25 protein-coding genes are annotated in these 23,268 nt (G+C 61.4%); 9 read left to right on the top strand and 16 right to left on the bottom strand.

The window, feature by feature from the left end; genetic code table 11:
* Window positions 1-55 precede the first annotated feature (55 nt).
* Window positions 56-808 (top strand): ArsR/SmtB family transcription factor, encoded by a 753-nt coding sequence (locus ACLH0H_RS01140; protein WP_411380646.1) that lies wholly within the window; start codon window positions 56-58, stop codon window positions 806-808.
* 40 nt (window positions 809-848) lie between these two features.
* The gene (gene dapF / locus ACLH0H_RS01135; RefSeq protein WP_411380645.1) at window positions 849-1,652 is read left to right on the top strand and encodes a diaminopimelate epimerase; all 804 of its coding nucleotides are present in this window, start codon (window positions 849-851) and stop codon (window positions 1,650-1,652) included.
* On the opposite strand, the gene ACLH0H_RS01130 is transcribed toward dapF, so the two are convergent.
* Both ACLH0H_RS01130 and ACLH0H_RS01125 read right to left on the bottom strand, forming a co-directional pair.
* Entirely contained in the window at window positions 1,640-2,782 is a 1,143-nt protein-coding gene (locus ACLH0H_RS01130) for an ATP-binding protein (RefSeq protein WP_411380644.1), read from the bottom strand. The two genes, dapF and ACLH0H_RS01130, sit on opposite strands and share 13 nt — an antisense overlap.
* Window positions 2,772-3,587, bottom strand: coding sequence for an alpha/beta fold hydrolase (locus ACLH0H_RS01125; RefSeq protein WP_411380643.1), 816 nt, complete (start codon window positions 3,585-3,587; stop codon window positions 2,772-2,774). The genes ACLH0H_RS01130 and ACLH0H_RS01125 overlap by 11 nt, the downstream gene beginning before the upstream one ends.
* Window positions 3,588-3,715: 128 nt before the next feature.
* Here ACLH0H_RS01125 and ACLH0H_RS01120 point away from each other — a divergent pair, with 128 nt between their 5' ends.
* The gene (locus ACLH0H_RS01120) at window positions 3,716-4,918 is read left to right on the top strand and encodes a TPM domain-containing protein (RefSeq protein ID WP_411380642.1); all 1,203 of its coding nucleotides are present in this window, start codon (window positions 3,716-3,718) and stop codon (window positions 4,916-4,918) included.
* Between the two features lie 16 nt (window positions 4,919-4,934).
* Here the strand turns inward: ACLH0H_RS01120 and ACLH0H_RS01115 are convergent, their stop codons facing one another.
* The 3 genes from ACLH0H_RS01115 to ACLH0H_RS01105 form a co-directional block, all read right to left on the bottom strand.
* Window positions 4,935-5,333 carry a hypothetical protein gene (locus ACLH0H_RS01115; protein ID WP_411380641.1) on the bottom strand — a complete coding sequence of 133 codons (399 nt, stop codon included), beginning with the start codon at window positions 5,331-5,333 and terminating at the stop codon, window positions 4,935-4,937.
* A gap of 114 nt (window positions 5,334-5,447) precedes the next feature.
* Window positions 5,448-5,708 (bottom strand): hypothetical protein, encoded by a 261-nt coding sequence (locus tag ACLH0H_RS01110; RefSeq protein WP_411380640.1) that lies wholly within the window; start codon window positions 5,706-5,708, stop codon window positions 5,448-5,450.
* Between the two features lie 673 nt (window positions 5,709-6,381).
* Window positions 6,382-6,675, bottom strand: a complete 294-nt coding sequence (locus tag ACLH0H_RS01105; protein WP_411380639.1) for a fructose-bisphosphate aldolase — start codon at window positions 6,673-6,675, stop codon at window positions 6,382-6,384.
* Between the two features lie 531 nt (window positions 6,676-7,206).
* On the opposite strand from ACLH0H_RS01105, the gene ACLH0H_RS01100 reads away from it, so the two are divergent.
* Entirely contained in the window at window positions 7,207-7,683 is a 477-nt protein-coding gene (locus ACLH0H_RS01100; RefSeq protein WP_411380638.1) for a DUF488 family protein, read from the top strand.
* On the opposite strand, the gene ACLH0H_RS01095 is transcribed toward ACLH0H_RS01100, so the two are convergent.
* Together ACLH0H_RS01095 and ACLH0H_RS01090 are read right to left on the bottom strand one after the other, a co-directional pair.
* Window positions 7,640-8,446 (bottom strand): hypothetical protein, encoded by an 807-nt coding sequence (locus tag ACLH0H_RS01095; RefSeq protein ID WP_411380637.1) that lies wholly within the window; start codon window positions 8,444-8,446, stop codon window positions 7,640-7,642. The genes ACLH0H_RS01100 and ACLH0H_RS01095 overlap by 44 nt on opposite strands.
* Before the next feature lie 180 nt (window positions 8,447-8,626).
* Window positions 8,627-10,042 carry a purine-cytosine permease family protein gene (locus ACLH0H_RS01090; RefSeq protein WP_411380636.1) on the bottom strand — a complete coding sequence of 472 codons (1,416 nt, stop codon included), beginning with the start codon at window positions 10,040-10,042 and terminating at the stop codon, window positions 8,627-8,629.
* A 249-nt stretch (window positions 10,043-10,291) separates the two neighbouring features.
* Here ACLH0H_RS01090 and ACLH0H_RS01085 point away from each other — a divergent pair, with 249 nt between their 5' ends.
* Window positions 10,292-11,203, top strand: a complete 912-nt coding sequence (locus tag ACLH0H_RS01085; RefSeq protein ID WP_411380635.1) for a LysR substrate-binding domain-containing protein — start codon at window positions 10,292-10,294, stop codon at window positions 11,201-11,203.
* Window positions 11,204-11,258: 55 nt separating this feature from the next.
* Here ACLH0H_RS01085 and argE read toward each other — a convergent pair whose 3' ends face one another.
* The 4 genes from argE to ACLH0H_RS01065 are packed head-to-tail and all read right to left on the bottom strand — an operon-like array spanning window position 11,259 to window position 14,814.
* The gene (argE, locus tag ACLH0H_RS01080) at window positions 11,259-12,404 is read right to left on the bottom strand and encodes an acetylornithine deacetylase (RefSeq protein ID WP_411380634.1); all 1,146 of its coding nucleotides are present in this window, start codon (window positions 12,402-12,404) and stop codon (window positions 11,259-11,261) included.
* Window positions 12,401-13,078 (bottom strand): DUF1028 domain-containing protein, encoded by a 678-nt coding sequence (locus tag ACLH0H_RS01075; RefSeq protein ID WP_411380633.1) that lies wholly within the window; start codon window positions 13,076-13,078, stop codon window positions 12,401-12,403. The genes argE and ACLH0H_RS01075 overlap by 4 nt, the downstream gene beginning before the upstream one ends.
* Before the next feature lie 10 nt (window positions 13,079-13,088).
* Entirely contained in the window at window positions 13,089-13,499 is a 411-nt protein-coding gene (locus tag ACLH0H_RS01070; RefSeq protein ID WP_411380632.1) for a RidA family protein, read from the bottom strand.
* Between the two features lie 25 nt (window positions 13,500-13,524).
* Window positions 13,525-14,814, bottom strand: a complete 1,290-nt coding sequence (locus ACLH0H_RS01065; RefSeq protein ID WP_411380631.1) for a flavin-containing monooxygenase — start codon at window positions 14,812-14,814, stop codon at window positions 13,525-13,527.
* Window positions 14,815-14,996: 182 nt separating this feature from the next.
* Here ACLH0H_RS01065 and ACLH0H_RS01060 point away from each other — a divergent pair, with 182 nt between their 5' ends.
* Window positions 14,997-15,467: a GNAT family N-acetyltransferase gene (locus ACLH0H_RS01060; RefSeq protein WP_411380630.1), complete on the top strand. Its 471-nt coding sequence runs from the start codon at window positions 14,997-14,999 to the stop codon at window positions 15,465-15,467.
* Between the two features lie 103 nt (window positions 15,468-15,570).
* Here the strand turns inward: ACLH0H_RS01060 and ACLH0H_RS01055 are convergent, their stop codons facing one another.
* The 3 genes from ACLH0H_RS01055 to ACLH0H_RS01045 form a co-directional block, all read right to left on the bottom strand.
* Window positions 15,571-16,932, bottom strand: a complete 1,362-nt coding sequence (locus ACLH0H_RS01055; RefSeq protein ID WP_076950660.1) for a CitMHS family transporter — start codon at window positions 16,930-16,932, stop codon at window positions 15,571-15,573.
* A 78-nt stretch (window positions 16,933-17,010) separates the two neighbouring features.
* Window positions 17,011-17,715: an RraA family protein gene (locus ACLH0H_RS01050; RefSeq protein ID WP_411380629.1), complete on the bottom strand. Its 705-nt coding sequence runs from the start codon at window positions 17,713-17,715 to the stop codon at window positions 17,011-17,013.
* Window positions 17,716-17,724: 9 nt separating this feature from the next.
* The gene (locus tag ACLH0H_RS01045) at window positions 17,725-18,591 is read right to left on the bottom strand and encodes a DUF1932 domain-containing protein (RefSeq protein ID WP_411380628.1); all 867 of its coding nucleotides are present in this window, start codon (window positions 18,589-18,591) and stop codon (window positions 17,725-17,727) included.
* Between the two features lie 194 nt (window positions 18,592-18,785).
* Between ACLH0H_RS01045 and ACLH0H_RS01040 the strand changes: the two genes are divergently transcribed.
* Together ACLH0H_RS01040 and ACLH0H_RS01035 are read left to right on the top strand one after the other, a co-directional pair.
* Window positions 18,786-20,696, top strand: coding sequence for a sigma 54-interacting transcriptional regulator (locus ACLH0H_RS01040; RefSeq protein ID WP_411380627.1), 1,911 nt, complete (start codon window positions 18,786-18,788; stop codon window positions 20,694-20,696).
* Between the two features lie 527 nt (window positions 20,697-21,223).
* A complete protein-coding gene (locus ACLH0H_RS01035) occupies window positions 21,224-21,553 on the top strand; it encodes a DHCW motif cupin fold protein (protein ID WP_411380626.1) in 330 nt (109 codons plus the stop codon).
* Between the two features lie 20 nt (window positions 21,554-21,573).
* On the opposite strand, the gene ACLH0H_RS01030 is transcribed toward ACLH0H_RS01035, so the two are convergent.
* Both ACLH0H_RS01030 and ACLH0H_RS01025 read right to left on the bottom strand, forming a co-directional pair.
* Window positions 21,574-22,041, bottom strand: coding sequence for a copper chaperone PCu(A)C (locus tag ACLH0H_RS01030; RefSeq protein WP_411380625.1), 468 nt, complete (start codon window positions 22,039-22,041; stop codon window positions 21,574-21,576).
* Window positions 22,041-22,649, bottom strand: a complete 609-nt coding sequence (locus ACLH0H_RS01025) for an SCO family protein (RefSeq protein WP_076950653.1) — start codon at window positions 22,647-22,649, stop codon at window positions 22,041-22,043. Before ACLH0H_RS01025 ends, ACLH0H_RS01030 begins: the two co-directional genes overlap by 1 nt.
* Window positions 22,650-22,830: 181 nt before the next feature.
* Here ACLH0H_RS01025 and ACLH0H_RS01020 point away from each other — a divergent pair, with 181 nt between their 5' ends.
* Window positions 22,831-23,214, top strand: coding sequence for a DUF2946 domain-containing protein (locus ACLH0H_RS01020; protein ID WP_411380624.1), 384 nt, complete (start codon window positions 22,831-22,833; stop codon window positions 23,212-23,214).
* Window positions 23,215-23,268 lie beyond the last annotated feature (54 nt).

Raw genomic sequence — 23,268 nt, 5'->3', positions numbered from 1 at the left:
AAGAACCGCTACTATCGAACACCTTTGAACCCGATGATTCGCTCAGGAGCGAAATATGGATGCCCTCGGTAACGACAGCGCAGTTTCTCGGGTAGCCGGCGCCATCGCCGAACCTGCAAGAACGAAAATGCTCTGTTCGCTGATGGACGGTCACGCCCGCACCAGTACCGAAATGGCCGTGATCGCCGAGGTCAGTGCCTCCACGGCCAGCGCCCACCTGGCAAGGCTCAAAGAGGATGGGTTGATCAGGCTGCATACGCAGGGCCGCCATCGCTACTACAGCCTGGCGGACGCGCAAGTGGCCCAGGCTATCGAGGCGCTGATGGTCATCGGCCAGAACGTGGACTCACGCTTTGTGTGCGCAACGCCCACCCGGTTGCAGTTCGCGCGTACCTGTTATGACCACATGGCAGGTACCTTGGCGGTGCGGCTTCACGACCATTTCATGGTGTCGGGTTGGTTGGCACCGACCGTTGCCGGGGAGGGTGCCTACACACTGACGGTGACCGGCGAAACAGCCATGGCTGAACTCGGTATCGACACAGACAAAGTCAGGGCGCAGCGACGTCGTTTCGCCTGTTCGTGCCTGGACTGGAGCATGCGGCGCCCGCATCTTGCCGGCGCGCTCGGCGCGGCTGTTCTGCACGCCGTCATCCGCCGCGGCTGGGTGATCCAGGACCTCGACAGTCGGGCGCTTGCATTGACCTCCACGGGCCGCAAAGCGCTGGCTGAGCGATTCGGGATCCGGCTGGAAAGCGCCGAACGGGCCGGACCTTCTCAACCAATGGCGCTGCCCAACTATTACTGAAAACGGTCCGGATGACACGCCACCCACAGGACAACTGCTCATGCCTCTGCCATTCGTAAAGATGCACGCCCATGGCGATGACTTCATCATCATCGATCGTCGTGGCCAGCACGATCCCATCACCGCGCAAATCGTCCGCCAACTGGGCAATCGCCACACCGGGATTGGCTTCAACCAACTGGCCGTGGTGCTCGACTGCGAGGATGCCGCCGCGCGTATCCGGTTCTGGAACGCCGACGGCACGCCACTGCAAACCTGCGGCAGCGCCACGCGCGGAGTCGCCGATCGCCTGATGCATGAAGCCGGCGCCGATTCAGTCGTGCTGCGCACCGCTCGCGGTTTGCTCACCTGCGTGCGTGCACCGGGCCGGCAAGTGTCGGTGAACATGGGCGAGCCGTCTCTGGACTGGGCGGCGGTGCCGTTGGCCGAAGCGCTGGATACGCGCACCTTGCCGATCGAAGGCGACCCGGCGGCGTGCGGCATGGGCAATCCGCACTGTACGTTTTTCGTAGAGGACATCGCGGCTGTCGATGTGGCGGCCTTGGGTCCTGCGCTGGAGGTCCATCCGTTGTTTCCGGCGAAGACCAATGTGCATTTCGTACAGGTGCTCGATCGAGGGCATATCCGTCTGCGCATCTGGGAGCGTGGCGGCGGTGTGCCGTTGGGCAGCGGTTCATGTTGCTGCGCGGCGGTGGTCAATGGCATCCGGCGTGGCTTGCTGGATGCCACGGTGCGGGTGCAGTGCGATGGCGGCACGGTCACGGTGCAGTGGGCAGGCGAGGGTGGGGTCGTATTGACCGGCAGTGTCGAGCCGGTGATGCAAGGTAGCGCCTATGGGTTCTGAAACGTCACGGTAAACGTAGTGCCCTCACTGGCCCAGGACGTCACCGCCACATCGCCGCCATGCACCTTGGCCAGTTCGCGCACGATATACAGGCCCAGGCCCACGCTGCGCACATCGCTGCCCTGGGCGGTGCCACGGGTCATGGGTTCGAACAGCCCGGCCAGCAGCGCTTCGGGGATTGCCTGGCCATGGTTGTGCACGCTGATCTCAACAGCGCCGTCGCCCAGCCGCGACGTCACGGTAATCGGCCGCTGCAGGTCGCCATAGGCCACGCTGTTGGCCACCAGGTTGCCGATGATCTGCTGCACGCGGTCGCCGTCCAGGCAGGCATCGCCGTGGCCTTCGGCGCGATGTTCGAGGATCGCTTTGGGGAAGGCTACGCGCAGTTCGTCCACGGCGCGGTGGATGACCGCATGCAAGTCCAGCGGCGCCACTTTGATGCTGATGCCTTGGCCCACCCGTGCCTGGGTGAAGTCCAGCAGGTCGGCGATCATGCGTTGGGCGCGTTCGGACGACTGGCCGATGTGCCCCAGCAGTTGCTGTTCCTTGGCCGAGCGTTGGCCGCGGCGGAGAAAGCCCGAGGCCATGCGAATCGCCGTCAGCGGGTTTTTCAAGTCATGGCTGACGATCGCCATCATCTGCTCGGCAAACAGCGCGCGGCGCTGGGCGATGGCGTAGGCCTCGTTCAGTTCGGCCTGGGCCTGCTTGAGGGCCAGTTCGGTGGCGGTTTTTTCCTGCAACAGCGCTTCGGCCAGGTGCCTCGCGTTGAGCAGCTCGCGCTCGTACTTGTCGCGGTCGGTGGTGCCGAACAGTGCCAGGTCATACACCACGGCGTCGGCCTGTTCGCGCTGGTTGCCGTTGAGCAGCACGGTCAGCTTGTGACCGTCACGGTGCAGCATGTCGAGTTTGACCTCGGTAATGCTGCCGTGCATGCGCAGCATCGGCGCCAGGTGGGTCTGGTGGAAGATGCGCCCGCCCATGGTCAGCAGATCCTGGAAGCGCTTGCCGCACAGTTCGGCCGTGCTGAACCCCAGCCATTCGCTGAAGCGCGCGTTGACTTTGAGGAGGGTGCCATCCTGCGCGGTGACGGCCAAGGCGCAGGCGGCGCTATCAAACACCTCAGCCGGCACGCGCGGCCGCCCAGGGTGCCAGGAAGCGCTGCATGGCTGCGGCACAGGCCTGCGGTGCGCTCATGTGCGGGCAGTGGCCGACGTTGTCCACCAGGCAATACGTGCTGTTGGGCAACACGCTGTGCAGGTATTCACCCACGGCCACGGGGGCGATCAGGTCGTCGCTCGATTGCAGGATCAGCACGGGCGTGGTCAGGCCGATCACGTCCTGGCGGTTGTCCGACAAGAAGGTTACGCGTGCGAAATGCTTGGCGATGTCCGGCTCGGTGCGGCAGAAACTCTGGGTGAGCTCTTCGCTCAGCGCCGGTTGGTCGGGCGCACCCATGATCACCGGGGCCATGCTGCTGGACCAGCCCAGGTAGTTGCTGTCGAGGGTGTCGAGCAGGTCGTCGATATCGCCGCGCTGGAAGCCACCCACGTAGCCGTCCGCATCGATGTAGCGCGGCGACGGGCCGATCATCACATGGGCGGCGATACGCCCCGGCGCCATGCGGTCGGAGAGGGCGCCGATCATCGCGCTGACCGAGTGGCCGACCAGGATCAACGGGCCTTCGGCATAGGCCTCGATGATCTCGTTCAAGTCACGGGCGTATCCGTCCAGGGTGGCGTATTTGGCCTTGTCGAAGGCACCGAGGTCGGAGAGACCGGCGCCCACCAAGTCATACAGCACCACGCGGAAACGTTCCAGGAATTGCGGCGCCAGGGCATTCCACATGGCTTGGTTGCAGCCGAAACCGTGGGAAAACACCAGGGTGCAGGCCCCGTTTCCCATCACGGTAATGTTATTGCGGTGACGTAAATCCATGGGGTTCCTGAAGTGGTGGCTCATTGCCATAATTGCGACAGTTTAAATAGTCAAGCGCGTGGGGTCACGTGTTATAGCGCGGATAGGTTACAGTCCACGGCTTCAGGAAGAAACTTCAGGTAACAAATATGCTGCGTTGGTCCCGGCAAGTGGCTTTGAGTCTGTTGATCGCGATGTGCGCCGGTCTGTTGATGACCGCCCAGGCTGACACTTCGCCCCTCGGGGTCGCCCTCGACCAGCGGGTGATCGACCTTACCGGCACGCTCGACAGCGGCACCACCGAGCGGCTCAAAAGCCAGCTCGCCGAGCTTGAACAGCGCAAAGGCGCACAGGTTGCGGTGTTGCTGGTGCCCACCACGGGCGAGGCCAGCATCGAGGACTACGCTAATCAACTGTTCCGCGCCTGGAAGCTGGGGCGCAAGGACGTCGACGACGGTATTCTGCTGGTGGTGGCCAAAGGTGATCGCAAGGTGCGCATTGAGGTGGGGTATGGCCTGGAGGGCACCGTCACCGATCTATTGGCGCATCGAATCATTGAAGAGCACATCACGCCGGCGTTTCGCCAAGGGGATTACCCAGGTGGTGTCTCTGCGGGCGTGAATGCCCTGGTGCTGCTGGTGGACGGCGGTGACCTGCCCGCGGTCGCCGCGCCAGAGGGGGCGCTGCAGGCGTTCGCGGTATTGCTAGCGTTTATCCTCGGCGCTGTCGGCGGCGTGCTGATCGCCGCGCGCAAGCTGGGTTGGCGCGGCGCGTTGATTACCACGGCGGTGGGCACGGTAGCGCTGGTGGTGTTTGCCGGTGGCCACGAATGGGCTGTGTACCTGCTGGTGCTGCCCCTGACCATGCTGGTGGGCGGCGCTATCTTCGGCGCGTTGTGGCTGGCGCGCACCGCGTTTTATTGCGTGATGGGGCTGCTGGCCTACATTCTCGCAGTGGTGGTGGCCAATCGGTTTGTGGCGGTCAGCTATGTTCATTGGCTGGCGTGGCCGCTGGGCGTGGCGCTGGTGCTGGGCCTGTATTTTGGCTTGTTCCTGATCATCAAGGCCTCCTGGAAAAAGCGCCCGCGCTTTTTTATCCTGCGTGCGCTGGCGGTGGTGGTTATTTACGTCGCGGCGGGCATGTTGTTCGGGCACGGTTACCAGGGCTGGCTGGTGGCGATACCGCTGGCCACCGTTGTGGCGTTTATTATTTTTGTGCAGAGCATCGCCGAGTCGGGCTCCGGTTCGGGCGGGTCTGGTTCAAGCTCCAGCCGTTCCAGCTCAAGTTCCAGCAGCAGCTCATCAGGGGGTGGCGGTTCCAGTGGCGGTGGTGGCGCGTCGGGGAGTTGGTGACAGACCCAGTGCGGCTTTACGCTTCAGGTGCGTAGTTGCGGATACCTGCTTCGCTGAGCTTTTCCTGGAACTCTCGCTGAAAATCAGCAAACCGCAACCGCAGGGCGGGACTATTGAGGCTTTCGCTTTCGTGTCCATTTTCTTTTGGGTTGGGCTGCAACTGGAATGCGAGCGTGTTGTACAAGCCAACGCCACCGCCGTAATCACTCATTTCAAAAGTATCGGACTCTAGTCGGGTACGGATGACTTTTGATTGGGCCAGATCATTGAAGATTTTCATTGCGTCACGATAGTCTTCGAGTTTCACCGTAAAGCGCATTGGTGTGCTGTGTGGAGTTCCCGGCTCTGGAGGCAAGCGTAGTGCTCCAAGTGCCTGCGGCGCTTGTACGGGCGGAGTATTCAGAGAAGCGTGCATAATCATTTCCTCAAAGTGATTAACAGATGATCGGCAAAACTGACCACCTCCGTCTGTGGGGCATGAAAGGCGCTCGGTTCCTCTCTTGCCGATCATCGTGGCAGCTCGTTGGTATTACGCTCGCTGCCATCCGCCCATGTCGTCGGCCTTGATTTCGAAATCTATCGCCTCGCGGTAAGGATCACCGAGTGGGGCATATTGGCCTTTACCCGCTGCCTGGGTGGGTTGCCAGCTTTGCGTATTGGGGTCGAAGACTTCGGCGTCGTCGCCTGCGGTGTGGTCCAGCGGGTTGTGGCGTGGCTGGTCATTATCGATGCGGGTTGCTAGTGCTTGATATGCCGACAAATGGGGGTTGAAACCGGTGACTGAAGACATCGTGTTACCTCTCTGATGGATAAACAGGCGCCCGCCGGAGCCTGAACTGACGGGTCGCATCGCAGGCTGCAGCGGCCTTCTGGGCCATTTCAATCAGGCGGATTCAAGCGTATGTAACCGCTTAAAACCGCCTCGCACTGCATTCACGGAAACGCTTGCGTGGCTGTCAGGTATGTCTTTGATCTTTGTGTGTAAGCGCAGGCGGGCTTTCAGATAGCAGGGACGCACATCAGGTTCCTGCTTGGTGAAACGCATTGGCGTCTTGAGCTGCGCGTGACGCCACAAACGTCTCGATACATAAGCCAGGCCAGAACCACGAGGCCTGGAGCTCCCACAGGAATCTGAGCTATGGCTAATATTTCGGCAGCCATGGAGATCAAATGTGGGAGCTGTCGAGCTTCAGCGAGGCTGCGAAAGCGGTGGGTCAGGCGCAGAAAATGCCAGCAATGCCGGCCCCTTCGCAGCCTCGCTGGGGCTCGACAGCTCCCACAGGAATCTGAGCTATGGCTAACATTTCGGCGCCATGGAGATCAAATGTGGGAGCTGTCGAGCTTTAGCGAGGCTGCGAAGGCGGCCGCCAAGACGCCCTAAATTCCCCGGTTAATCCGCAATTTTCAGCCCCCCGGAAACCAGAAAACCCGCCAAAGCGGGTTCTCTCGCAGCTCACATCACATCAGCTCACAGCAGGCGAACCAAACCCCCGCCGCTCGATCACGGCAAACACATCCGCCACATCCTGGACCATGATCCGGGCGGTGTTGGCGACGGTATTGATGTCGTGCTCGGCATAGTCGGACACGTTGGAACAGGCCATCAGGTGCAGGTAGGCCAGCGCCGCGTTCAAGCGCTCGCTGGCGCAGGCGTGTAACTCGCCGAGCGGTGCTTCGCTGTCGATCAGCAGCACGGGGTAGTCGGTTGCGGTTTGGGACATGGGGGTGAAGCGGCGGGGCGGATTTTGATTGGTCATAAGGTTCGATTCTATTTTGGGTGAAAAGAACTGCCACCTTGCTGCTGCGAAACAGACTGGGTGGCAACTGTGCGCGGGTTCGCAGACCAGGAAGAATCACCCCCGGCAGACCCGAAGGTCTCCCACGCACAGCCGCCATAAACAAGACGCAGGCGGGCTCCGCCTGAGGGTCTGATGACTGTGCAGGTTGATTCTATTTTGTAGGGCTGCGAAACCCTGCCGCCGACCAAAGCCAGCGACGGGGCGAACTATAAAGTGACCTTCGCACAGGCGCAACCGAGAGGATGTATCAAACCCCACCCACCCTGTTTTACCTGAGGGTTGTTGACGGACAAGGCGGTTGTCACTGTTTGGAATGTGTTCCGATGACGAAGTTGATTTGCTGAATCGCGTTGTACACAAGAGCCATTTGCTTGTTACCCAATATCCGCTCCGCCTGTCACCCTCGGCGCGCGGTCAATAATTGCCGATGTTATAGTCGCGGCGCTTTTCTAAGTTTTGATCGTGCCGGGAGGCTCCAGGAGAATCCGCATGACCCTTTACACAGCAGGCTATGAGGGCCTGACCATAGATGCATTCATCGCGCGTCTCAAACAGGCGGGTATCGACAAAGTGCTCGACGTACGCGAGTACCCGTTGTCACGCAAAAAGGGTTTTTCGAAAAATGCCTTTGCTCAGCGCCTGGCCGCTGAAGGTATCGGTTATGAACACAATCGGGCGTTGGGATGCCCGAAACCGGTACGCAAGCAGTACAAGGAAGATGGCGAATGGAACACTTATGCCCGTGATTTCAGAGCCTATGTTCGCACGCAGGGGCCGGTACTGGAGGCGTTAGTGTCCAGTGTGCTTGGCCAGCGAATTTGCATGGTGTGCTATGAGGCAGATGCAAGCTTTTGCCATCGCAGTTTGATCGCCGAAGCAGCCGAGGAACTGGAAGGTTCCCTGACAACACAGCACCTGCCCGTTAAAGCAGGCGCATCTGATGTGTATCTTCGGTCTGTCGCTTAGGCGGATATATCAGGCTGACAATCAACCATTGCCCCGCAAAGCGATGGATGGTGCCCATCAGCAGCATTAGGTCCTTCGTAGGTAGCTCCGTTTCCAGTTTATGCCGAAACGCAGCTTCCCATCCTTCGGGACCGTGTTTGCGGTAAACATTTCGATAGAGTTGGCCGGCTTCCCAATCAACGATTTTGTGAGTGTAAGATTTGACCTCGCCGTCTATAAGGCACTCATAGACGTAGTGATTTTCCAGGCGCCTGATACTTGCGCGCTCCTGGTCTTCAAATAGACTGGGTTGGCGCTGCATGGACTCCAGTTTCTCAATCTCATCCGGCGTCCATTTCTCGGACGCTGACTTCTGAATGCGTAACGCGGCAATCCGTGACGGCTTGATCAAACCTAGCGTAACGTTGCTCTCGATCCTGGCTGTTTCCAGTACGTCAAAGTTGTCATAAACCTTCAGCTTGTCCAGCCATATGCGTCGTTCATGCCAATCCCCGGCGGGCAGTGTTTTTCCCGGGCAGATGCTGCCTATGCCAATCTTATGGCTTTCTGGCCTGCGATCAGCGGGGCTTCTTTCGATGAATGCCTCAATCCATTGCCACTTTGCAAATTGCTGGTCCCCGGTAACTAGACGAAAGGGAACCGGGTAGAGCCGTATCAGATTGCCGCTCTCGTCCATGCCGGCGACACACGACGTTTCAGCATATTTGGCACTGGGCGAAGGATAGGTTTTGCATAAAATCAGGATTCGAACTTTGCGTTTCATGGGTACCGGTATTCCAAGTCTTTTCTGAACTGTATCCGGACATCAGAGATCTGCCAGTAAGACTTGTAACGGCACATGCATAAAGGATTTCCAATCCTGAAAGTAAAAGCTGCATCACTCGGGTCAACTGGGTTGATTCGAGTGATGCTGAGGTGCTCTATGAAGGTGGGTGTTGATTGATCAAACCCCACCCACCAACTTCCCCCCATCCATCCGGCGCTTATACGCGCTGTCCCGACTCGCCAACCAGAAATACAATGGCGACGTCACCACCAACCCCACCACCCACGACAGGTCCGCGCCGTTGATGTGCTCCGCAATCGGCCCCACATACAGCGGCGTGTTCATGAACGGAATCTGCACCGCAATCCCCACCGCGTACGCCAACAAGGCCTGCGGGTTGTAGCGTCCATAAATCCCGCCGTCGACACGGAAGATCGAGGCAATGTCGTACTTGCCCTTATGGATCACATAGAAGTCGATCAGGTTGATCGCCGTCCATGGCACCAGCACCACGAGCAGCACCAGCACCATGTCGACAAAGTGGCCGATGAAGTCTTTGGAGGCGAACACCGCCGCCACCGCGCAGGCCGCCAGCACGATGATCGAGATGACCGCGCGGCTTTTCGCCGTGGGAATCCAGCGGTACGCAAAGGTCTGCACCAGGGTGATGATCGACAGCACCGCGCCGTACAGGTTGAGGGCGTTGTGGCTGATCACGCTGAGCAGGAACAGCACCAGCATCAACGGCCCGATGGCGCCGGTGGCGAGCTTGACCGCTTCCATGGTGTCCATGCCCACCGGCGTGGCGAGCACGGCGACGGCGCCGAAGATGAACGACAGGCTCGAGCCCAGGGCCGAGCCGAGGTAGGTGGTCCAGAAGGTCGACGCGACGGGTACGTCGGCGGGCAGGTAACGCGAGTAGTCGGACACGTAGGGTGCGAAGGCGATCTGCCACAGCGCCGCCAGGGAAACCGTCGCCAGCCACCCGGAGATGTTGAAGCTGCCGCGGGTCAGGAAGTCGGTGGTCTGTACGTGGGTAAAGATGTAGCCAAACCCCAGCACGATCCCCGCGCCCAGCACCCAGGTGCCGATGCGGTTGAGCACGTGGATAAAGCGGTAGCCGATGATGCCGATGATCCCGGAGCCGATGGCGCCGATCACGATGCCCACCGGTACGGGAACTGCATCGACCACGCCGTGCAGGGATTTACCCGCCAGTACGATGTTGGACGCGAAGAAGCCGATGTACATGACGCCGGCGATTACCACCACCAGCAAGGCACCGAGGGAGCCGAACTGCGCACGGCTCTGGATCATCTGCGGGATGCCCATCTGCGGGCCCTGGGCCGAGTGCAGCGCCATCAGCACGCCGCCGACCAGGTGACCGACGAGGATGGCGACGATGCCCCAGATCAGGTTGAGGTGGAACAGTTGCACACCCAGCGCACCGGTGACGATCGGCAACGGCGCGATGTTGCCGCCGAACCACAGGGTGAACAGGTCCCTGACCTTTCCATGGCGATCTTCCGGGGGCACGTAGCCGATAGTGTGTTTTTCGATGAGCGGGGCGGAGGATGTTGCAGTGGTAACCATGACGAGCTCCAAGGCAAGTGAGTACGTGGACGTACTTCGCTGTGCGGCGCGTGGGCGACGCTTTGTTGTTGCAGCGATCATCTGCAATGGACGCGGGCAGGTAAATTAGTAAGTTTGTTGCTATAGACCTTAAAAAATATCGCTCGTCCGAGTTTTTGCTCCGGTATGTTGCAGGGGCCTGAATTGATAAAAAAAGTCGGCGTTTTTCGCACCGGCATGGGGCGAATTCCCGCGTTTACGGAGACCTTGATGGCTGCCTACAACCTGCGCCAACTCAGATATTTCGTCACCACGGCCGAGTGCGGCAGCGTCGCCGAGGCCTCGCGCAAGCTGTATATCGCGCAGCCGTCGGTGTCCACGGCCATCAAGCAGTTGGAGGACAGCTTTGGCGTGCAACTGTTTATCCGCCATCACGCCCAGGGTGTCTCGCTGACGCCCAGCGGCGCGCGGTTCTATCGCAAGGCGCTGGAGCTGCTGCGGGTCGCCCATGAATTCGAACAAAATGCCCTGGCGGACAATGACGTGGTGGCGGGGCAGATCGATATCGGCTGTTTTGAGACGGTCGCGCCGTTGTACTTGCCGCGTTTGATCGCGGGCTTCAAGGCGCGCTGGCCGGGTGTGGAGATCCGTATTCGCGATGGCGAGCAGCAGGAGCTGGTGCAAGCGCTGACGGCGGGCAGCATCGATGTGGCAATGCTGTTCGAGCACGATTTGGGCGGCACCATCGAGACCACGCCGTTGATGCCGCCGCAGCAGCCTTACGCGTTGCTGCCGGCGGATCACCGCTTTGCGCGGCAAGCCAAGGTGTCCTTGGCGGACCTGGTGCTGGAACCGATGATTTTGCTGGATGTGCTGCCCAGCCGGACTTACTTCGTAAGCATCTTTGAAGAGCGTGGGTTGACGCCGAATATTGTGTTCAGCTCGCCGTCGATCGAGATGGTGCGGGGGATGGTGGGGCGCGGGTTCGGGTTCTCGATTTTGGTGACGAAGCCGTTCAGCGAATACACCTATGATGGGCAGACAGTGGTGTGTGTGCCGTTGGCCGAGACCGTGACCGGTTCAGGCTTGTCGGCGGTCTGGCTGCGGCGTGCGCCGCTGACCAAGCCGGTGCAATTGTTTGTGGATTATTGCCGCGAAGAGCTGGCCAGGCTCTTGGGGTGAGCGCAAGACCAAAATGTGGGAGCGGGCTTGCTCGCACACTAAATAGGTACTGCCTTCAAAGGCGAACCCAATCCAGCATCCGCAGCAACATCGCATCACACCCCGCCAACTGCTCCACTTTCACAAACTCATCCGGCTTATGCCCCTGGTCCATGCTTCCCGGCCCGCACACCACCGTGGGAATGCCCACCGCATCGAACAACCCGCCTTCAGTGCCAAACGCCACCGTGCCGAATGCCCGCGAGCCGCAAAACGCTGCGATCAACTCCGCCGCCTGGCTGCGCTCATCCGTCACCAACCCGGGATACGCCGACAACTCGGTAAAACGAATCGCGCTCTGTGCACTCACCGCGCGCATGCGCGGCAGCACATGCTGCTCGGCATAGGCTTTCAGTTCGTCCGCCACCGCGCCGGGGTCCTGGGCCGGCAATGCGCGCACCTCAAAATCAAACCGGCAATCGGCGGGGACGATATTCAGTGCCTTGCCGCCGCTGATCACGCCGGTCTGCACCGTGCTGAACGGCGGATCAAAGCGCGCATCCTGAGTCTGCCGCAACCGCTGCCCGATCCGTCCCAGCTCACCAATCAACTCTGCGGCCTGTTCAATCGCATTCACCCCATACGGCGCATACGCCGAATGGCACGCCTCGCCCTGCACATCACAGCGCATCGCCAACTTGCCCTTGTGGCCGAGCACCGGCTTGAGTTCGGTCGGTTCGCCGATGATGCACAGCAGCGGCTTCACGGGACGGTCTTCCAGCACCTTGAGTAACGAGCGCACGCCCAGGCAGCCCACCTCTTCGTCGTAAGACAGGGCGATGTGCACCGGCATTCGCAAGGGGGCCTCAACCAGCGCCGGCACCAGCGCCAACACGCAGGCGATATAGCCCTTCATGTCCGCCGTGCCGCGGCCAAACAGCTTGCCGTCGCGCTCGGTCAGTGCGAACGGCGGCACTGTCCACGGCTGCCCATCCACCGGCACCACATCGGTATGCCCCGACAGCACAATGCCCGGCACCTGCACCGGGCCCACGCTGGCAAACAGGTTGGCCTTGCTGCGTTCGGCGTTGAACACCAACTTGCTGGCCACCCCGAACTCCGCCAGATAATCACGCACAAACTCGATCAATTGCAGGTTGGACTCGCGGCTGGTGGTGTCAAACCCCACCAACGTGCGCAGCAGTTCGCGGCTGCTGCTCATCGCTCGTCTCCGGCCACGCCGTAGCCGGGCGAGCGGTCCGGAGCGAGCGCGCGGTCGATGTAGTCCTGCACTTGCGGGCGGTAGGCGTCCCAGAGTTTTTGCAGTTCACGGATCGGCTGTTCATCGGCCCAGTCCACGCGCAGGTTGATGATCGGCCACGTCAGTTCGCCCACTACCACCAGCGCCGCGGAATGCACCGGGCCGGCTTCGCCGCCGGCGGCAATGGCAGCGTGCATGGCGGCCAGCAGGCGATCCGCCAATTGGCCTTCGCCTTTTTCAAAAGCCGCGACCATCGCCTCGACTACCGCGCGGTCGGCAAGCATATTGCCCGCCGCCACGCACTGTCCGCCCGACACCGCGTTGTGAGTGCCGAGGGTTTCGCTGCCACTGAAATGCACGCTGCGCCCCAAGTGATCGATCGCCGTCAGTTGCCGGTACTGGCTGTAGCCGTTGCGGGTCAGGGCCTTGTCGATAGCGTCGGCGGGCGCGAGGCCCTGTTCCAGCAAATCCAGCACATCCGGGCCCAGCGCCGGCAGCGTGATGTTCTGCGTCGACACCGCACCCACACCGGGCCGCAGCCACGGGCAACGGGCGCCCACCGCGATGCTCGAGGGACTGATGGCGATGCCCAATTGGCCGGTTTCGGCGCAGCGGCCGACAATTGAAAAGGTCATGTGCAACTCCTTACTCGGGGATAACGGCGATCACATCAATTTCCATCAGCCACTGCGGCTGGCCCAGGGCCGACACCACCAGCCCGGTGGAAATCGGGAACACGCCCTTGAGCCATTTGCCGACTTCCTGGTACACCGGCTCGCGGTAGCGCGGGTCGATCAGGTAAGTGGTGGTCTTGACGATATGGCTGAGGTCGCTGCCGGCTTCTTCCAACAGTTGCTTGACGTTTTTCATGGCTTGTTCGGCCTGGGCGCGAGGGTCGCCAAGGCCGACCAGGTTACCGTCGAAATCGGTGCCGACCTGGCCGCGTACGTACACGGTATTGCCGGCGCGCACGGCCTGGCACAAGTCGTTGTCCAGGCTCTGGTTGGGGTAGGTTACCTGGGTGTTGAACATGCGGATGCGAGTGTGAGTAGGCATCGAAAAAACTCCGGCAATAGAGGGATCAGGCGCTGACAGGGGATGGTTGAGCCAGCGGGGCGGGTTCGCGGTATTCCAGGTATTGCCGTTGGATGGCGATGTGGTCGGCCACGTACTTGGCGTCGTGCCAGACCCCCCAGATAAACGACGAGCCGCGACGTGACTGCCACGGCAAGCCGAGAAAGTAGACCCCCGCTTCGCTGGACACGCCGCGCTGGTGCTGCGGCTTGCCGGCGGCGTCGAAGGCCGCGACTTTCAACCAGCTGTAGTCCACCGCAAAACCGGTGGCCCAGATGATGGTGGTGACACCGGCCGTGGCCAGGTCCAGTTCCAGGATCGGCTGCTGGATGCACTGCGCATCCGGGAACACACGGCGCGCTTCGGGCTCCGGCGGCAAGTCCAGGCCGTTGCGCTCGATGTAGGCATCCGCCGCATCCAGCAGGGCCAGGTAGTTTTCATCGCCGCGCGCCAGGTTTTCCACCAGGTTCGGCTGGAACGTGGCGACGCTGCCGTTGAACGCTTGCGTCAGGCCGACCAGGACCATGCCTTGCTGGGCCAGCTCGCGGAAGTCGATGGTCTTGCCGCCGTGGGCGCCGCTGACCGCGATGGTCACGTGCTCACGGCCAGGCTTCATCGCCGCCTGGTCCCACTCGCCCAGCACGCCGAGCCACCAGCAGAAGTCGCGGTTGCGGTAGGCGCGGGGCGGGCGATCGTGGGCCCCGACCGAGAGGTACACCTGGCGGCCAGAGCGTTGCAATTCATCGGCGATCTGCACGCCGGACGAGCCCGCTCCCACCACCAGCACGGCGCCGGCCGGCAGTTGCGCAGGGTTGCGATAGTCGGCGGAATGGATCTGGTGCAGCGCCGTGTCGGTGGGCTCGATGGCCGGGATCACAGGCTTCTGGAATGGCCCGGTCGCCGCCACAACGCGGTCGGCCTCAATCAGGCCTTTGCTGGTGTGCACGGTGAAGCCTTGGCGGCCGACATTGCGTACAACCGACAGCACCTCGACACCGGTACGGATCGGCGCATTGAACTTGCGGGCATAGGCTTCAAAGTAATCGGCCACCTGTTCTTTGGGCGCAAAGCCATCCGGGGCGACGGTGTCGAATGCCAGGCCGGGAAACCGGTCATGCCAGGCCGGCCCGTTGGCCACCAGCGAATCCCAGCGCCCGGTGCGCCAGCGCTCGGCAATCCGGCTGCGCTCCAGCACCAGGTGTGGCACGCCTTGCTTGCTCAGATGCTCACTCATGGCCACGCCCGCTTGGCCGGCGCCCACCACCAGGGTATCTGTTTTTGTTATTGCTTGAGTCATGTCTCTGTCCTTGCGTCATGCAGTTGGATTCAGCGTTGGCATGACTTCAAGGCTAGGGGGAGGGGGGTTATAAATAAAATATTATTAAGCTGGGAAGTGAGCATAAATATCGAATGCAAGAGGGGCAGGCGGCTAAAATGCGCGCGGCTGGATGACACGATGGGTCATGGAAGGAAACACAAATGCTGGAGATAAAACGGGCTACCCCGGAGGATGCCCAGGTGGCGTTCGACATTCGCTTGCAGGCTATCCGTAGCCAATGCATCGGCGCCTATACGCGCGAGCAAATGATGAGGTGGACACAGGGTAAAGCCGAGGACGGGTACAGCGCCCTGATGGGCAAGTTGTTTTACCTGGGAAGTGTGGAGGGCCAACCGGTGATCACCGGAATGCTTGACCTGGACAACAACGAAGTCGGCGCATTGTTTGTGCTCCCGGAATTCACCGGACGCGGCTATGGCAAGGCGATGCTCGATCACCTTGAGCACGTTGCGCGCGGGCTGCAGATTGAAACCGTGGTGTTGGATGCAACATTGAATGCGGCGAGTTTCTACCGGTCGTGCGGGTATGTGGGGGATGAAGAGGCGATTTATCACTCGCCCTCGGGGTTGGCGTTGGCGTGTGTTCCGATGACCAAGCGACTGAGCCACTGACTGGACACCGTTTAACCTGTGGGAGCTGGCTTGCCTGCGATAGCGGTTTAGCCGGCACACCGAAATCGCAGGCAAGCCACCGCCCCCATGGATCACTTAGTCTTTAGCCCACCGGCAACTCCCCCGTCACAATCGCCGTAATCAAAAAGATGAAAAACATCGGGATCGACCATTTGAAGAATTCCTTCTGGTACTCCCCGAATGTCATCTCCGTGCGGTTCATCAACAGGAACAACCAGGCCACCGTCGGGCTGGCGTAACGCAGCGACTGGCCCATGAACGACGCCACGCCGATTTCGGTTGGGCTGATGCCGAACTTGTAGGCGATGGGAGCCACCACCGGCAGGATGCCGAAGTAGTAGGCGTCCACTGGCAGGGCGTAGCAGGCCAGGGCGCCGAGGAAGGCGAAGATCAGCGCGGTATGGCTGCCCATGGAGTCCGGGATCAGGCTGGCCATGTGTTCGGCCACGGCGCCGGCCATGCCGCTGCCGTTGAAGATCCCCAGGAAGCAGCCAGCGGCGAGGATGATCGAGGCCACTGCCACGGCGTCGCCGCCGTTGGCGGTGATGCGCTCGCGTTGTTCCACGGCGCTGTAATTGACGGTCAGCGCAATCGCGGTGCCGAGCATGAACACCACCGCGCCGCTGGCCCAGCCGGCGATGAGGATGACCAACATGCCCAGGGTCAGGGCCAGGTTGAACAGGAATATCCTGGGACGCTTGAGTGCCTTGTCGTGGTCCTTGATCACATTGACCATCTGCACAATCTGCTCGGGCGTCACGATGCCTTTTTCGCCCTTTACGAAACCCAGGCGCTTGCGCTCCTTGATCCCCATCAGGTACGCCATGAGAAAAACGTAGAGAAACGACACGCCGAGGATCGGCAAAATCGCCACGAACAGCGTATTGACCTCCACGTTCAACACCGCTGCGGCCCGCGCTAACGGCCCGCCCCACGGCAGGCAGTTGCCCAGGCCGCACGGAAGGATGATCAACATCGCCAGGTTCGACAGCTTCATGCCCATCTGCTTGTACAGCGGCAGGAACGCCGTGGTGATAATCAGGATGGTGGTGGTGCCGTCACCGTCCAGAGTGACCACGGCGGAGGTGAAGGCCGTGACCAGGATGATTTTCAGCGGGTCGCCATTGGCCTTGCGAATCAGGAAGGTGCACAGCGGATCGAACAGCCCCACGTTCATCATCAGGCTGAAATACAGCACGGCAAACAGGATCATCACCGTGGGGTTGACCGTACCGAGGGAGACCTTGCCGGCCTCATTCTGCGAGTAGAACAGCCCTTCGCGCACCCAGGTCATGATGGTGCCCATCGGCACGCCGCTGATCAGGCACACCAGCACCCCCACGGCCAGCGATACCACGATCAAGCCGGTGAACGGCGAGAGTTTTTGCTTGATGACCAGCCACAGAAACGAGGTGATCAACACGTAGCCCAGAACGGTCAGCATCTGAACGTCTCCACATTTTATTTTTATAGTGAGCGCAGCAGGTTGGGGCGCGACGCGCCCCGGGTACAGCCTTGAGCGTTACTGGCCTTCCAGCAATAGGGTGACCCAGGCCGGGGCCAGCGCCGGCAAGGGCTGGCCGCTGTCTCGGGCGCGAGTGTAGGCGTCGATCACCTCGCGGCGTTGGTTTTCATAGGCGCTTTTTTTCTCGGAGGCCTCCAGCACTTCCAGCAAGCGCGCCCGGGGCACCACGGTGACGCCGTCGTAATCGCCGAAGACCAGGTCGCCCGGCGCCACGTCGACACCCGCGCAGGTCACGGTGGCGTTGATCTTGCCGGGGCCTTGCTTGCCGGGGCTGCGCTGCATGAAACCCTTGGCGTAGATGGGGATATCCAGCTGCGCCAACGGCACCTTGTCGCGCACGCAGCCGTCGATGACCATGCCGGCCAGGCCCACGGCCTGGGCGGCACCGGCCATCAGATCGCCGATGTAGGCGCGGCCGGGGTAGGCCTTGCCGGCCACCACCAGCACGTAGCCCGGTTGGCCCTGGTACACTGCCACGTGGATGGGGAAGTTGTCGCCGTCTTCGGTGTCGACGGTGTAGGCAGTGCCGAGCATTACCTTGCTTTCATCCAGGGGCATGAGGTCTGCGTCCATGCAGCCGTTGCGCGGGATGCCGAGGCTTTGCATGCCGTCGCACAGTTGCGCCGGGCTGAGCTGGCGAAAGCGCTCCAGCAGATCGGCCGGGATCAGATCGGGCAGGGGAAAATACTGTTCAGTGTTCATGGCAGGCTCTCAGTCGTGGGCAGTCAGGCGGGTGATGGCGGTGCGAAAATCCATGTCGCTGCCGCCGGGGCCGAGCAGGCTGGCCCAGTCGGTAGCGGCCAACTTATCCAGCTGGGCCTGGGTGGCACGGGTCATGGAAGCGTCGACGCCGGCGGCTTCGAGAGTGGCGATCGCATCAATCATTTCCGCGCTGCGGCGCTTGGCGTGGATCAGTGTGCGTGCGGTGAAGGTATCCGCCAGTTGCTCCACGGTCTTGCCGTTCAACGAGTCGCCCAGAGACGCAACCAGCGTGTCCAGCACGCCGAATTTCTCGCCGGCCTGGAAGGCTTCCAGCAGCAATTGCGGCAGGCCTTTCATGACCACGCTTTTGAGCATCTTGATCGCAGAGGCGGCGCCGGCTTCGGCTTCCAGCACGGTCAAGCGCATGCCCCGCGGCGTGAAGGCTTCGGCGAATGCCGCAGCACCGCTGCCGGCCAGCAGCATCGGCACGCGGTGGTTATTGCCGGGCACGGTGCCCATCACGGCGCTGTCGCAAAAGTCCACGCCGGTGGGGCGAGGCAATTGGTCGATGGCCTGTTTGACGGTGGGCGCGGCCGAGTTCATGTCGACGTAGGTTTGCCCGGCCACCAGAAGCGGCAGGACCTTCTGCGCGATGCCCAGGGCGCTGCTGGCGCTGGTCAGGCACACCACGAAGCGCGCGCCATGGCAGGCGTGTTCCAGTGAGTCGAAGAGGGTGACGTGCAGTTGTTCGGCGCGTTGCTGCAGTTGCGGGCTGACGTTGGCGTCGAATGCGCCGATGCGTAGCTCGCCGGTGGTGCGCAGGCCCGTGCAGAGGTGGTAGGCGGCTTCGCCAAACCCGATGAAGACGATATCCATGCAGTGTTTCCTTCATTATCTTTTTTATTGATGAAGGAAGAGCAAGCGCTGTGCCATGACTTTAATTTTTTTTAAAAACAATGGCTTAGAGCAGATTATCGAAACTGATGGTGCACGTGCTGATTTCAGGATCTTTCAAATAATAACGATGTGAAATAGTCTGCAATTCCCGTTCGCGTTATCCGAGGCCTGCCATGCAAGGCACCATCGCCGTCATTTCCCCTTCCAGTACTCTGACTGCCGTGATGCGCGGCATCCTTGAACAGCGTGGGTTGTCGCTGGTGGTGGTCGAAGCGGCCCAGCACGACGCTGTGCTCAAGGCTCGCAAGTTGATCGAGGGTGGCGTCAGCGTGATCATCAGCCGTGGCCGCACCGCCAGCGTTTTGCGCGAGCAACTGCGCGTGCCGATCGTCGAGGTCAAGCACACGTTCTTCGACTGCATCAATGCCTATCATCGGGCGCAGCAGGCCTCGGGGAAGATCGCCTTTCTCGCGACGTCCGAGGGCTACGCGACGATCCTGGAGAAAGCCCGGCCATTCATGCCTCGGGTATCGATCTGCCTGATCGATCCGCTGGGCAGCAACCAGGCCACCGAAGCGCAGCTCGACGGTCTGCTGGCCGAGGGCATCGAGGTGGCGATTGGCGGTCTTTCGTTGCGCCAGGCGGTGCTCGCACGGGGCATGCATTACATCATGTCCGAGGCCGACGCGGATGCGGCCGATGAGGCCATCGATGAAGCCCTTCACCTCTTGCAGATCGAGGAAGAACGGCGGCTCAAAAGCCTGGAGCTGCAGAGCCGCTATGAAATGATTCAGTCGATCCTCAACTGCGTGTCCGAGGGCATTTTCAGTGTCGACAGCCAACGCACCGTCACCAATATGAACAGTGTGGCCACCGCCTACCTGGGCAGCCTGATCGTCGGCGACAGCATCGACGGACTACTGGCCCAGGACTACTTCAGCCAAGTGCTCAACCAGGGCCGCCCGGTGCGCGGGGCGCTGATTACCCTGGGGCGCCTGTCGCTGACACTGAGCATCGCGCCGATCACGCTCGACCGCCAAGTGATCGGCGCCGTGGCCACCCTGCAACGCCAGACTGAAATCACCGCCATCGAACGCAAGATGCGGCGCGTGCTGGCGCGCCAGCACCTGGCCGAAAAAACCTTCGACGACATCATCGGCACCAGCCCGGCACTGGCGAAAGCCAAGCGCCTGGCCCAGACCTACGCGGCGGTGGACAGCACGGTGATGATCGAAGGTGAAACCGGCACCGGCAAAGAGTTGTTCGCCCAGAGCATCCACAATGCTTCGCGCCGCAGGCAGGGCCCGTTCGTGGCGATCAACTGCGCAGCGTTTGCCGCGGGCGTACTCGAGAGCGAGTTGTTCGGCTACGTGAAGGGCGCGTTCACCGGTGCACTCAACGAAGGCAAGGCGGGCGTGTTTGAACTGGCGCACACCGGCACTATCTTCCTCGATGAAATCAACGAGACCTCCACCGATATCCAGGTCAAGCTGCTGCGTACGCTGCAGGAGCGCAAGGTGGTGCGTATCGGTGATGACAAGGTCACGCCCGTCGACATCCGCATCATCACCGCCAGCAACAAAAGCCTGCCGCAGTTGGTGGCCCAGGGGCGGTTTCGCGAGGACTTCTTCTACCGCATCTGCGTGCTCAAGTTGCACCTGCCAGCGCTGCGTGAACGCCGCGCCGACATCCCTGAACTGGTGCGCCACCTGCTGCGCAGCCTGCCGATCGACGCCGCCGAGCCATCCGAAGAACTGCTGGCGCGCCTGAGTGCTTATCCCTGGCCGGGCAACATCCGGCAATTGGGCAATATCGTCGAACGTCTGGCGGTGATGAGCCAGGGCCGGCCGTTTGCGCAGCCTTGGCTGGAGGATGTGCTGGAGGATCTCACCGAGGGCGCGACGATTGAACCGCACACCCCTATCAAGAGTGAGCTGGCGCTACTGCATGAAGCGCTCGCCAGCGTACGCGGCAACCGCGAAGAAGCGGCCAGGCGTCTGCACATCAGCACCACCACCTTATGGCGGCGCATGAAGAAATACCTGGATGAAGACCCAGGGTGTTTTGACAGTGCGCGGTACTGATGGCATGAGGGGATTTCTGTAAGAAGCTGTCGAGCCCCAGCGAGGCTGCGAAGGGGCCGGCATTGCTGGCATGTTCATCGCCTGATCCACCGCCTTCGCAGCCTCGCTAAAGCTCGACAGCTCCCACATTTGATCTCCATGGCTGCTGAAATGTCGGCCACAGCGCCGAACCCTGTGGGAGCTGTCGAGCCCCAGCGAGGCTGCGAAGGGGCCGGCACTGCTGGCATGTTCAGCGCCTGACCCACCGCCTCCGCAGCCTCGCTAAAGCTCGACAGCTCCCACATTTGATCTCCAAGGCTGCTGGAAATGTTGGCCACAGCGCAAACCCCTGTGGGAGCTGTCGAGCCCAAGCGAGGCTGCGAAGGGGCCGGCACTGCTGGCATGTTCAGCACCTGACTCACCGCTTCCGCAGTCTCGCCAAAACCCGACAATACCTGTATCCCACAAAAGCGCTCGATCTGTGTCTATCCCCCGTCGTTCCAGCCCGATAGCCTCAAGCCACATTAACCACCACCACCGAGCCCATCATGGACCTGACCGCTGTCCCCTTTGGCATCACCGACTGGTCAACGGTCGAACCCACAACCCACCCAGGCGCTACCGGCCATGCGGTGTGGCGCACCTGCCATTTCGGCACCACCCGCGTGCGCATGGTCGAGTACACGCTCGGTTACCTGGCGGATCACTGGTGCTGGAGAGGGCACATCCTGCTGTGCCTGGAAGGCGAGTTGCACACGGAACTGGAAGACGGCCGCCAGTTCACGCTGACGGCCGGAATGAGTTACCAGGTGGGCAACGAGAGGGAGGGCCATCGCTCATCGACGGGAGTCGGGGCGAGGCTGTTTATTGTGGATTGAGCAAAAAATACCGACCTCGATCAATGCATCTTGCTGTGATCCATCCCATCCAGCCCACGGGCCGGCGCCTTCAGTTCAATCGTCTGCTTCTGCCCCTTGGCGTCTTGCACGGTCAGGGTCAGCGGCACCTGGTCGCCTTCCTTGATCTGGCCGGTCAGGCCCATCAGCATCACGTGGTAGCCGTTGGGGTCGAGGGTGACGGCCTTGCCGGCCGGCAGCGCGACCGCATCCACCGGGCCCATGCGCATCACGTCGTCCTTCATGCTCATTTCATGGATCTGCACGTCCTTGGCCACGGGCGAGGCCACGCTCAGCAGTTGGCTGTCGCTGTCGGCGGTGACGGACATGAACGCGCCGCTGGACGGCTGGCCCGGCACAGTGGCACGTACCCAAGCGTCGGTCACTCGGACCTCGGCGTTGGCGTGCGCGGCAAGGCCCAGCAGAGTCAGGCCGATCAGGGTGCGTTTGAGGTGTTGAACGGCAGTCATTAGCAGACCTCCATGACGGTGAGCAGGTCTTCTGCGCACTCTTTAGCGGTAAGGGACGCCTGCAGGCCCAGGCGCAGGTTGCCACGGGTGTCGAACACGAAGCTGGTGGCGGTGTGGGACAGGGTATAGGTGTCGCCGGCAGGAATCTTTTCATAAAAGATCCCGAATTCCTTGGCGGCCACGGCGATTTCTTCCGGGGTGCCGTACAGCGCTTCGAAGCTGGGGTCGAAGGCCTTGACGTACTTGTCGAGCATCTCGGGGGTGTCGCGTTCCGGGTCCAGGGTGATAAACACCACTTGCATGATTTCGCCGTCGCGGCCCATCAGTTTCTTGGCCTGGGCGGCGCGTGCCAGGGTGGTCGGGCACACGGCCGGGCACTGGGTGAAACCGAAAAACACCACCGGCATCAGGCCACGGTACGAGCTCAGGGTGACGGTTTCGCCGTCGGTGTTCTTGAGCTTGAAGGTGCGACCCATGATCTTGTCGCTCAGGTCCTTGCCGTACTTGAAATCCAGCTTGGGGCTGTAGTCACAGCCGCCCAGCAGGCCGCCAAGGCCCAGCAGGCCCATACCGGTCAGCACTTTGCGGCGGGTGAATAACGTACTCATCAGCGGTGCGTCCTGTGAAACGCCTGCATTGCTCTGGATCTACACATCAGGCTTTGAAAAGGAGTAAAGGAGCAGGGCGCCAGTCTACCAACCCTGGCTGCGGCGCGGAATCTGCGACGTTCTGCCACAGGGGGCGCGGCGCGCTTCATGCTTTTGCGGCGGCGGTGGTAGAGTCGCCGCCATGAAATCGAGCCACCCCGACCGTTCGCTGATCGCCTGGGCCCTGTACTTCTGCGTGCTGATGAACCTGTTCGTGTGCGGTTTGGGGCATGGGCAGATGACGGGCCAGGTGCTCAACGGCATTGGCGGGGCGTTCTGTTCGGTGGATGGCAAACAGGCGCCACTTTCCGACCAAGGGTCGGGCAGCCCGGCTTCCAGTAACATCTCGAACTACTTTGCCTGCCCAGTCTGCTACGCTTTGACGCTTGCCCTGGTGTTTCTGGTCGGCCTGGCCTGGCTGTTGGGCCTGGGCCAACCCCCGCGCCCGGCCCATGAACGGCGCAACAAGGCGCCGCCGCGTTATGCCTGGCCCTCGGCCAACCCCCGCGCTTCCCCCGCAGCCTGACGTATGCCTTGGGCCTCCCTTGACCGGGAGGCGTGCCATCGTCATGACTGTGAG

It is taken from the genome of Pseudomonas sp. MPB26 (assembly GCF_046605355.1).
In the GTDB taxonomy this organism is placed as follows: Bacteria; Pseudomonadota; Gammaproteobacteria; order Pseudomonadales; family Pseudomonadaceae; genus Aquipseudomonas; species Aquipseudomonas cedrina.
The sequence above is the reverse complement of the archived record's forward strand: the minus strand, read 5'-3'. Positions and strand labels throughout refer to the sequence as shown.

What these genes read in the sequence shown, in the direction of transcription:
- ACLH0H_RS01040 (WP_411380627.1), top strand. Translation starts at nt 18,786, where the DNA reads ATGCAAGGCACCATCGCCGTCATTTCCCCTTCCAGTACTCTGACTGCC.
- ACLH0H_RS01045 (WP_411380628.1), bottom strand. Translation starts at nt 18,591, where the DNA reads ATGGATATCGTCTTCATCGGGTTTGGCGAAGCCGCCTACCACCTCTGC.
- ACLH0H_RS01075 (WP_411380633.1), bottom strand. Translation starts at nt 13,078, where the DNA reads ATGACCTTTTCAATTGTCGGCCGCTGCGCCGAAACCGGCCAATTGGGC.
- ACLH0H_RS01125 (WP_411380643.1), bottom strand. Translation starts at nt 3,587, where the DNA reads ATGGATTTACGTCACCGCAATAACATTACCGTGATGGGAAACGGGGCC.
- dapF (WP_411380645.1), top strand. Translation starts at nt 849, where the DNA reads ATGCCTCTGCCATTCGTAAAGATGCACGCCCATGGCGATGACTTCATC.
- ACLH0H_RS01020 (WP_411380624.1), top strand. Translation starts at nt 22,831, where the DNA reads ATGAAATCGAGCCACCCCGACCGTTCGCTGATCGCCTGGGCCCTGTAC.
- ACLH0H_RS01060 (WP_411380630.1), top strand. Translation starts at nt 14,997, where the DNA reads ATGCTGGAGATAAAACGGGCTACCCCGGAGGATGCCCAGGTGGCGTTC.
- ACLH0H_RS01065 (WP_411380631.1), bottom strand. Translation starts at nt 14,814, where the DNA reads ATGACTCAAGCAATAACAAAAACAGATACCCTGGTGGTGGGCGCCGGC.
- ACLH0H_RS01085 (WP_411380635.1), top strand. Translation starts at nt 10,292, where the DNA reads ATGGCTGCCTACAACCTGCGCCAACTCAGATATTTCGTCACCACGGCC.
- ACLH0H_RS01070 (WP_411380632.1), bottom strand. Translation starts at nt 13,499, where the DNA reads ATGCCTACTCACACTCGCATCCGCATGTTCAACACCCAGGTAACCTAC.
- ACLH0H_RS01090 (WP_411380636.1), bottom strand. Translation starts at nt 10,042, where the DNA reads ATGGTTACCACTGCAACATCCTCCGCCCCGCTCATCGAAAAACACACT.
- ACLH0H_RS01095 (WP_411380637.1), bottom strand. Translation starts at nt 8,446, where the DNA reads ATGAAACGCAAAGTTCGAATCCTGATTTTATGCAAAACCTATCCTTCG.
- ACLH0H_RS01055 (WP_076950660.1), bottom strand. Translation starts at nt 16,932, where the DNA reads ATGCTGACCGTTCTGGGCTACGTGTTGATCACCTCGTTTCTGTGGCTG.
- ACLH0H_RS01025 (WP_076950653.1), bottom strand. Translation starts at nt 22,649, where the DNA reads ATGAGTACGTTATTCACCCGCCGCAAAGTGCTGACCGGTATGGGCCTG.
- argE (WP_411380634.1), bottom strand. Translation starts at nt 12,404, where the DNA reads ATGAGCAGCAGCCGCGAACTGCTGCGCACGTTGGTGGGGTTTGACACC.
- ACLH0H_RS01030 (WP_411380625.1), bottom strand. Translation starts at nt 22,041, where the DNA reads ATGACTGCCGTTCAACACCTCAAACGCACCCTGATCGGCCTGACTCTG.
- ACLH0H_RS01105 (WP_411380639.1), bottom strand. Translation starts at nt 6,675, where the DNA reads ATGACCAATCAAAATCCGCCCCGCCGCTTCACCCCCATGTCCCAAACC.
- ACLH0H_RS01110 (WP_411380640.1), bottom strand. Translation starts at nt 5,708, where the DNA reads ATGTCTTCAGTCACCGGTTTCAACCCCCATTTGTCGGCATATCAAGCA.
- ACLH0H_RS01140 (WP_411380646.1), top strand. Translation starts at nt 56, where the DNA reads ATGGATGCCCTCGGTAACGACAGCGCAGTTTCTCGGGTAGCCGGCGCC.
- ACLH0H_RS01100 (WP_411380638.1), top strand. Translation starts at nt 7,207, where the DNA reads ATGACCCTTTACACAGCAGGCTATGAGGGCCTGACCATAGATGCATTC.
- ACLH0H_RS01115 (WP_411380641.1), bottom strand. Translation starts at nt 5,333, where the DNA reads ATGCACGCTTCTCTGAATACTCCGCCCGTACAAGCGCCGCAGGCACTT.
- ACLH0H_RS01050 (WP_411380629.1), bottom strand. Translation starts at nt 17,715, where the DNA reads ATGAACACTGAACAGTATTTTCCCCTGCCCGATCTGATCCCGGCCGAT.
- ACLH0H_RS01035 (WP_411380626.1), top strand. Translation starts at nt 21,224, where the DNA reads ATGGACCTGACCGCTGTCCCCTTTGGCATCACCGACTGGTCAACGGTC.
- ACLH0H_RS01120 (WP_411380642.1), top strand. Translation starts at nt 3,716, where the DNA reads ATGCTGCGTTGGTCCCGGCAAGTGGCTTTGAGTCTGTTGATCGCGATG.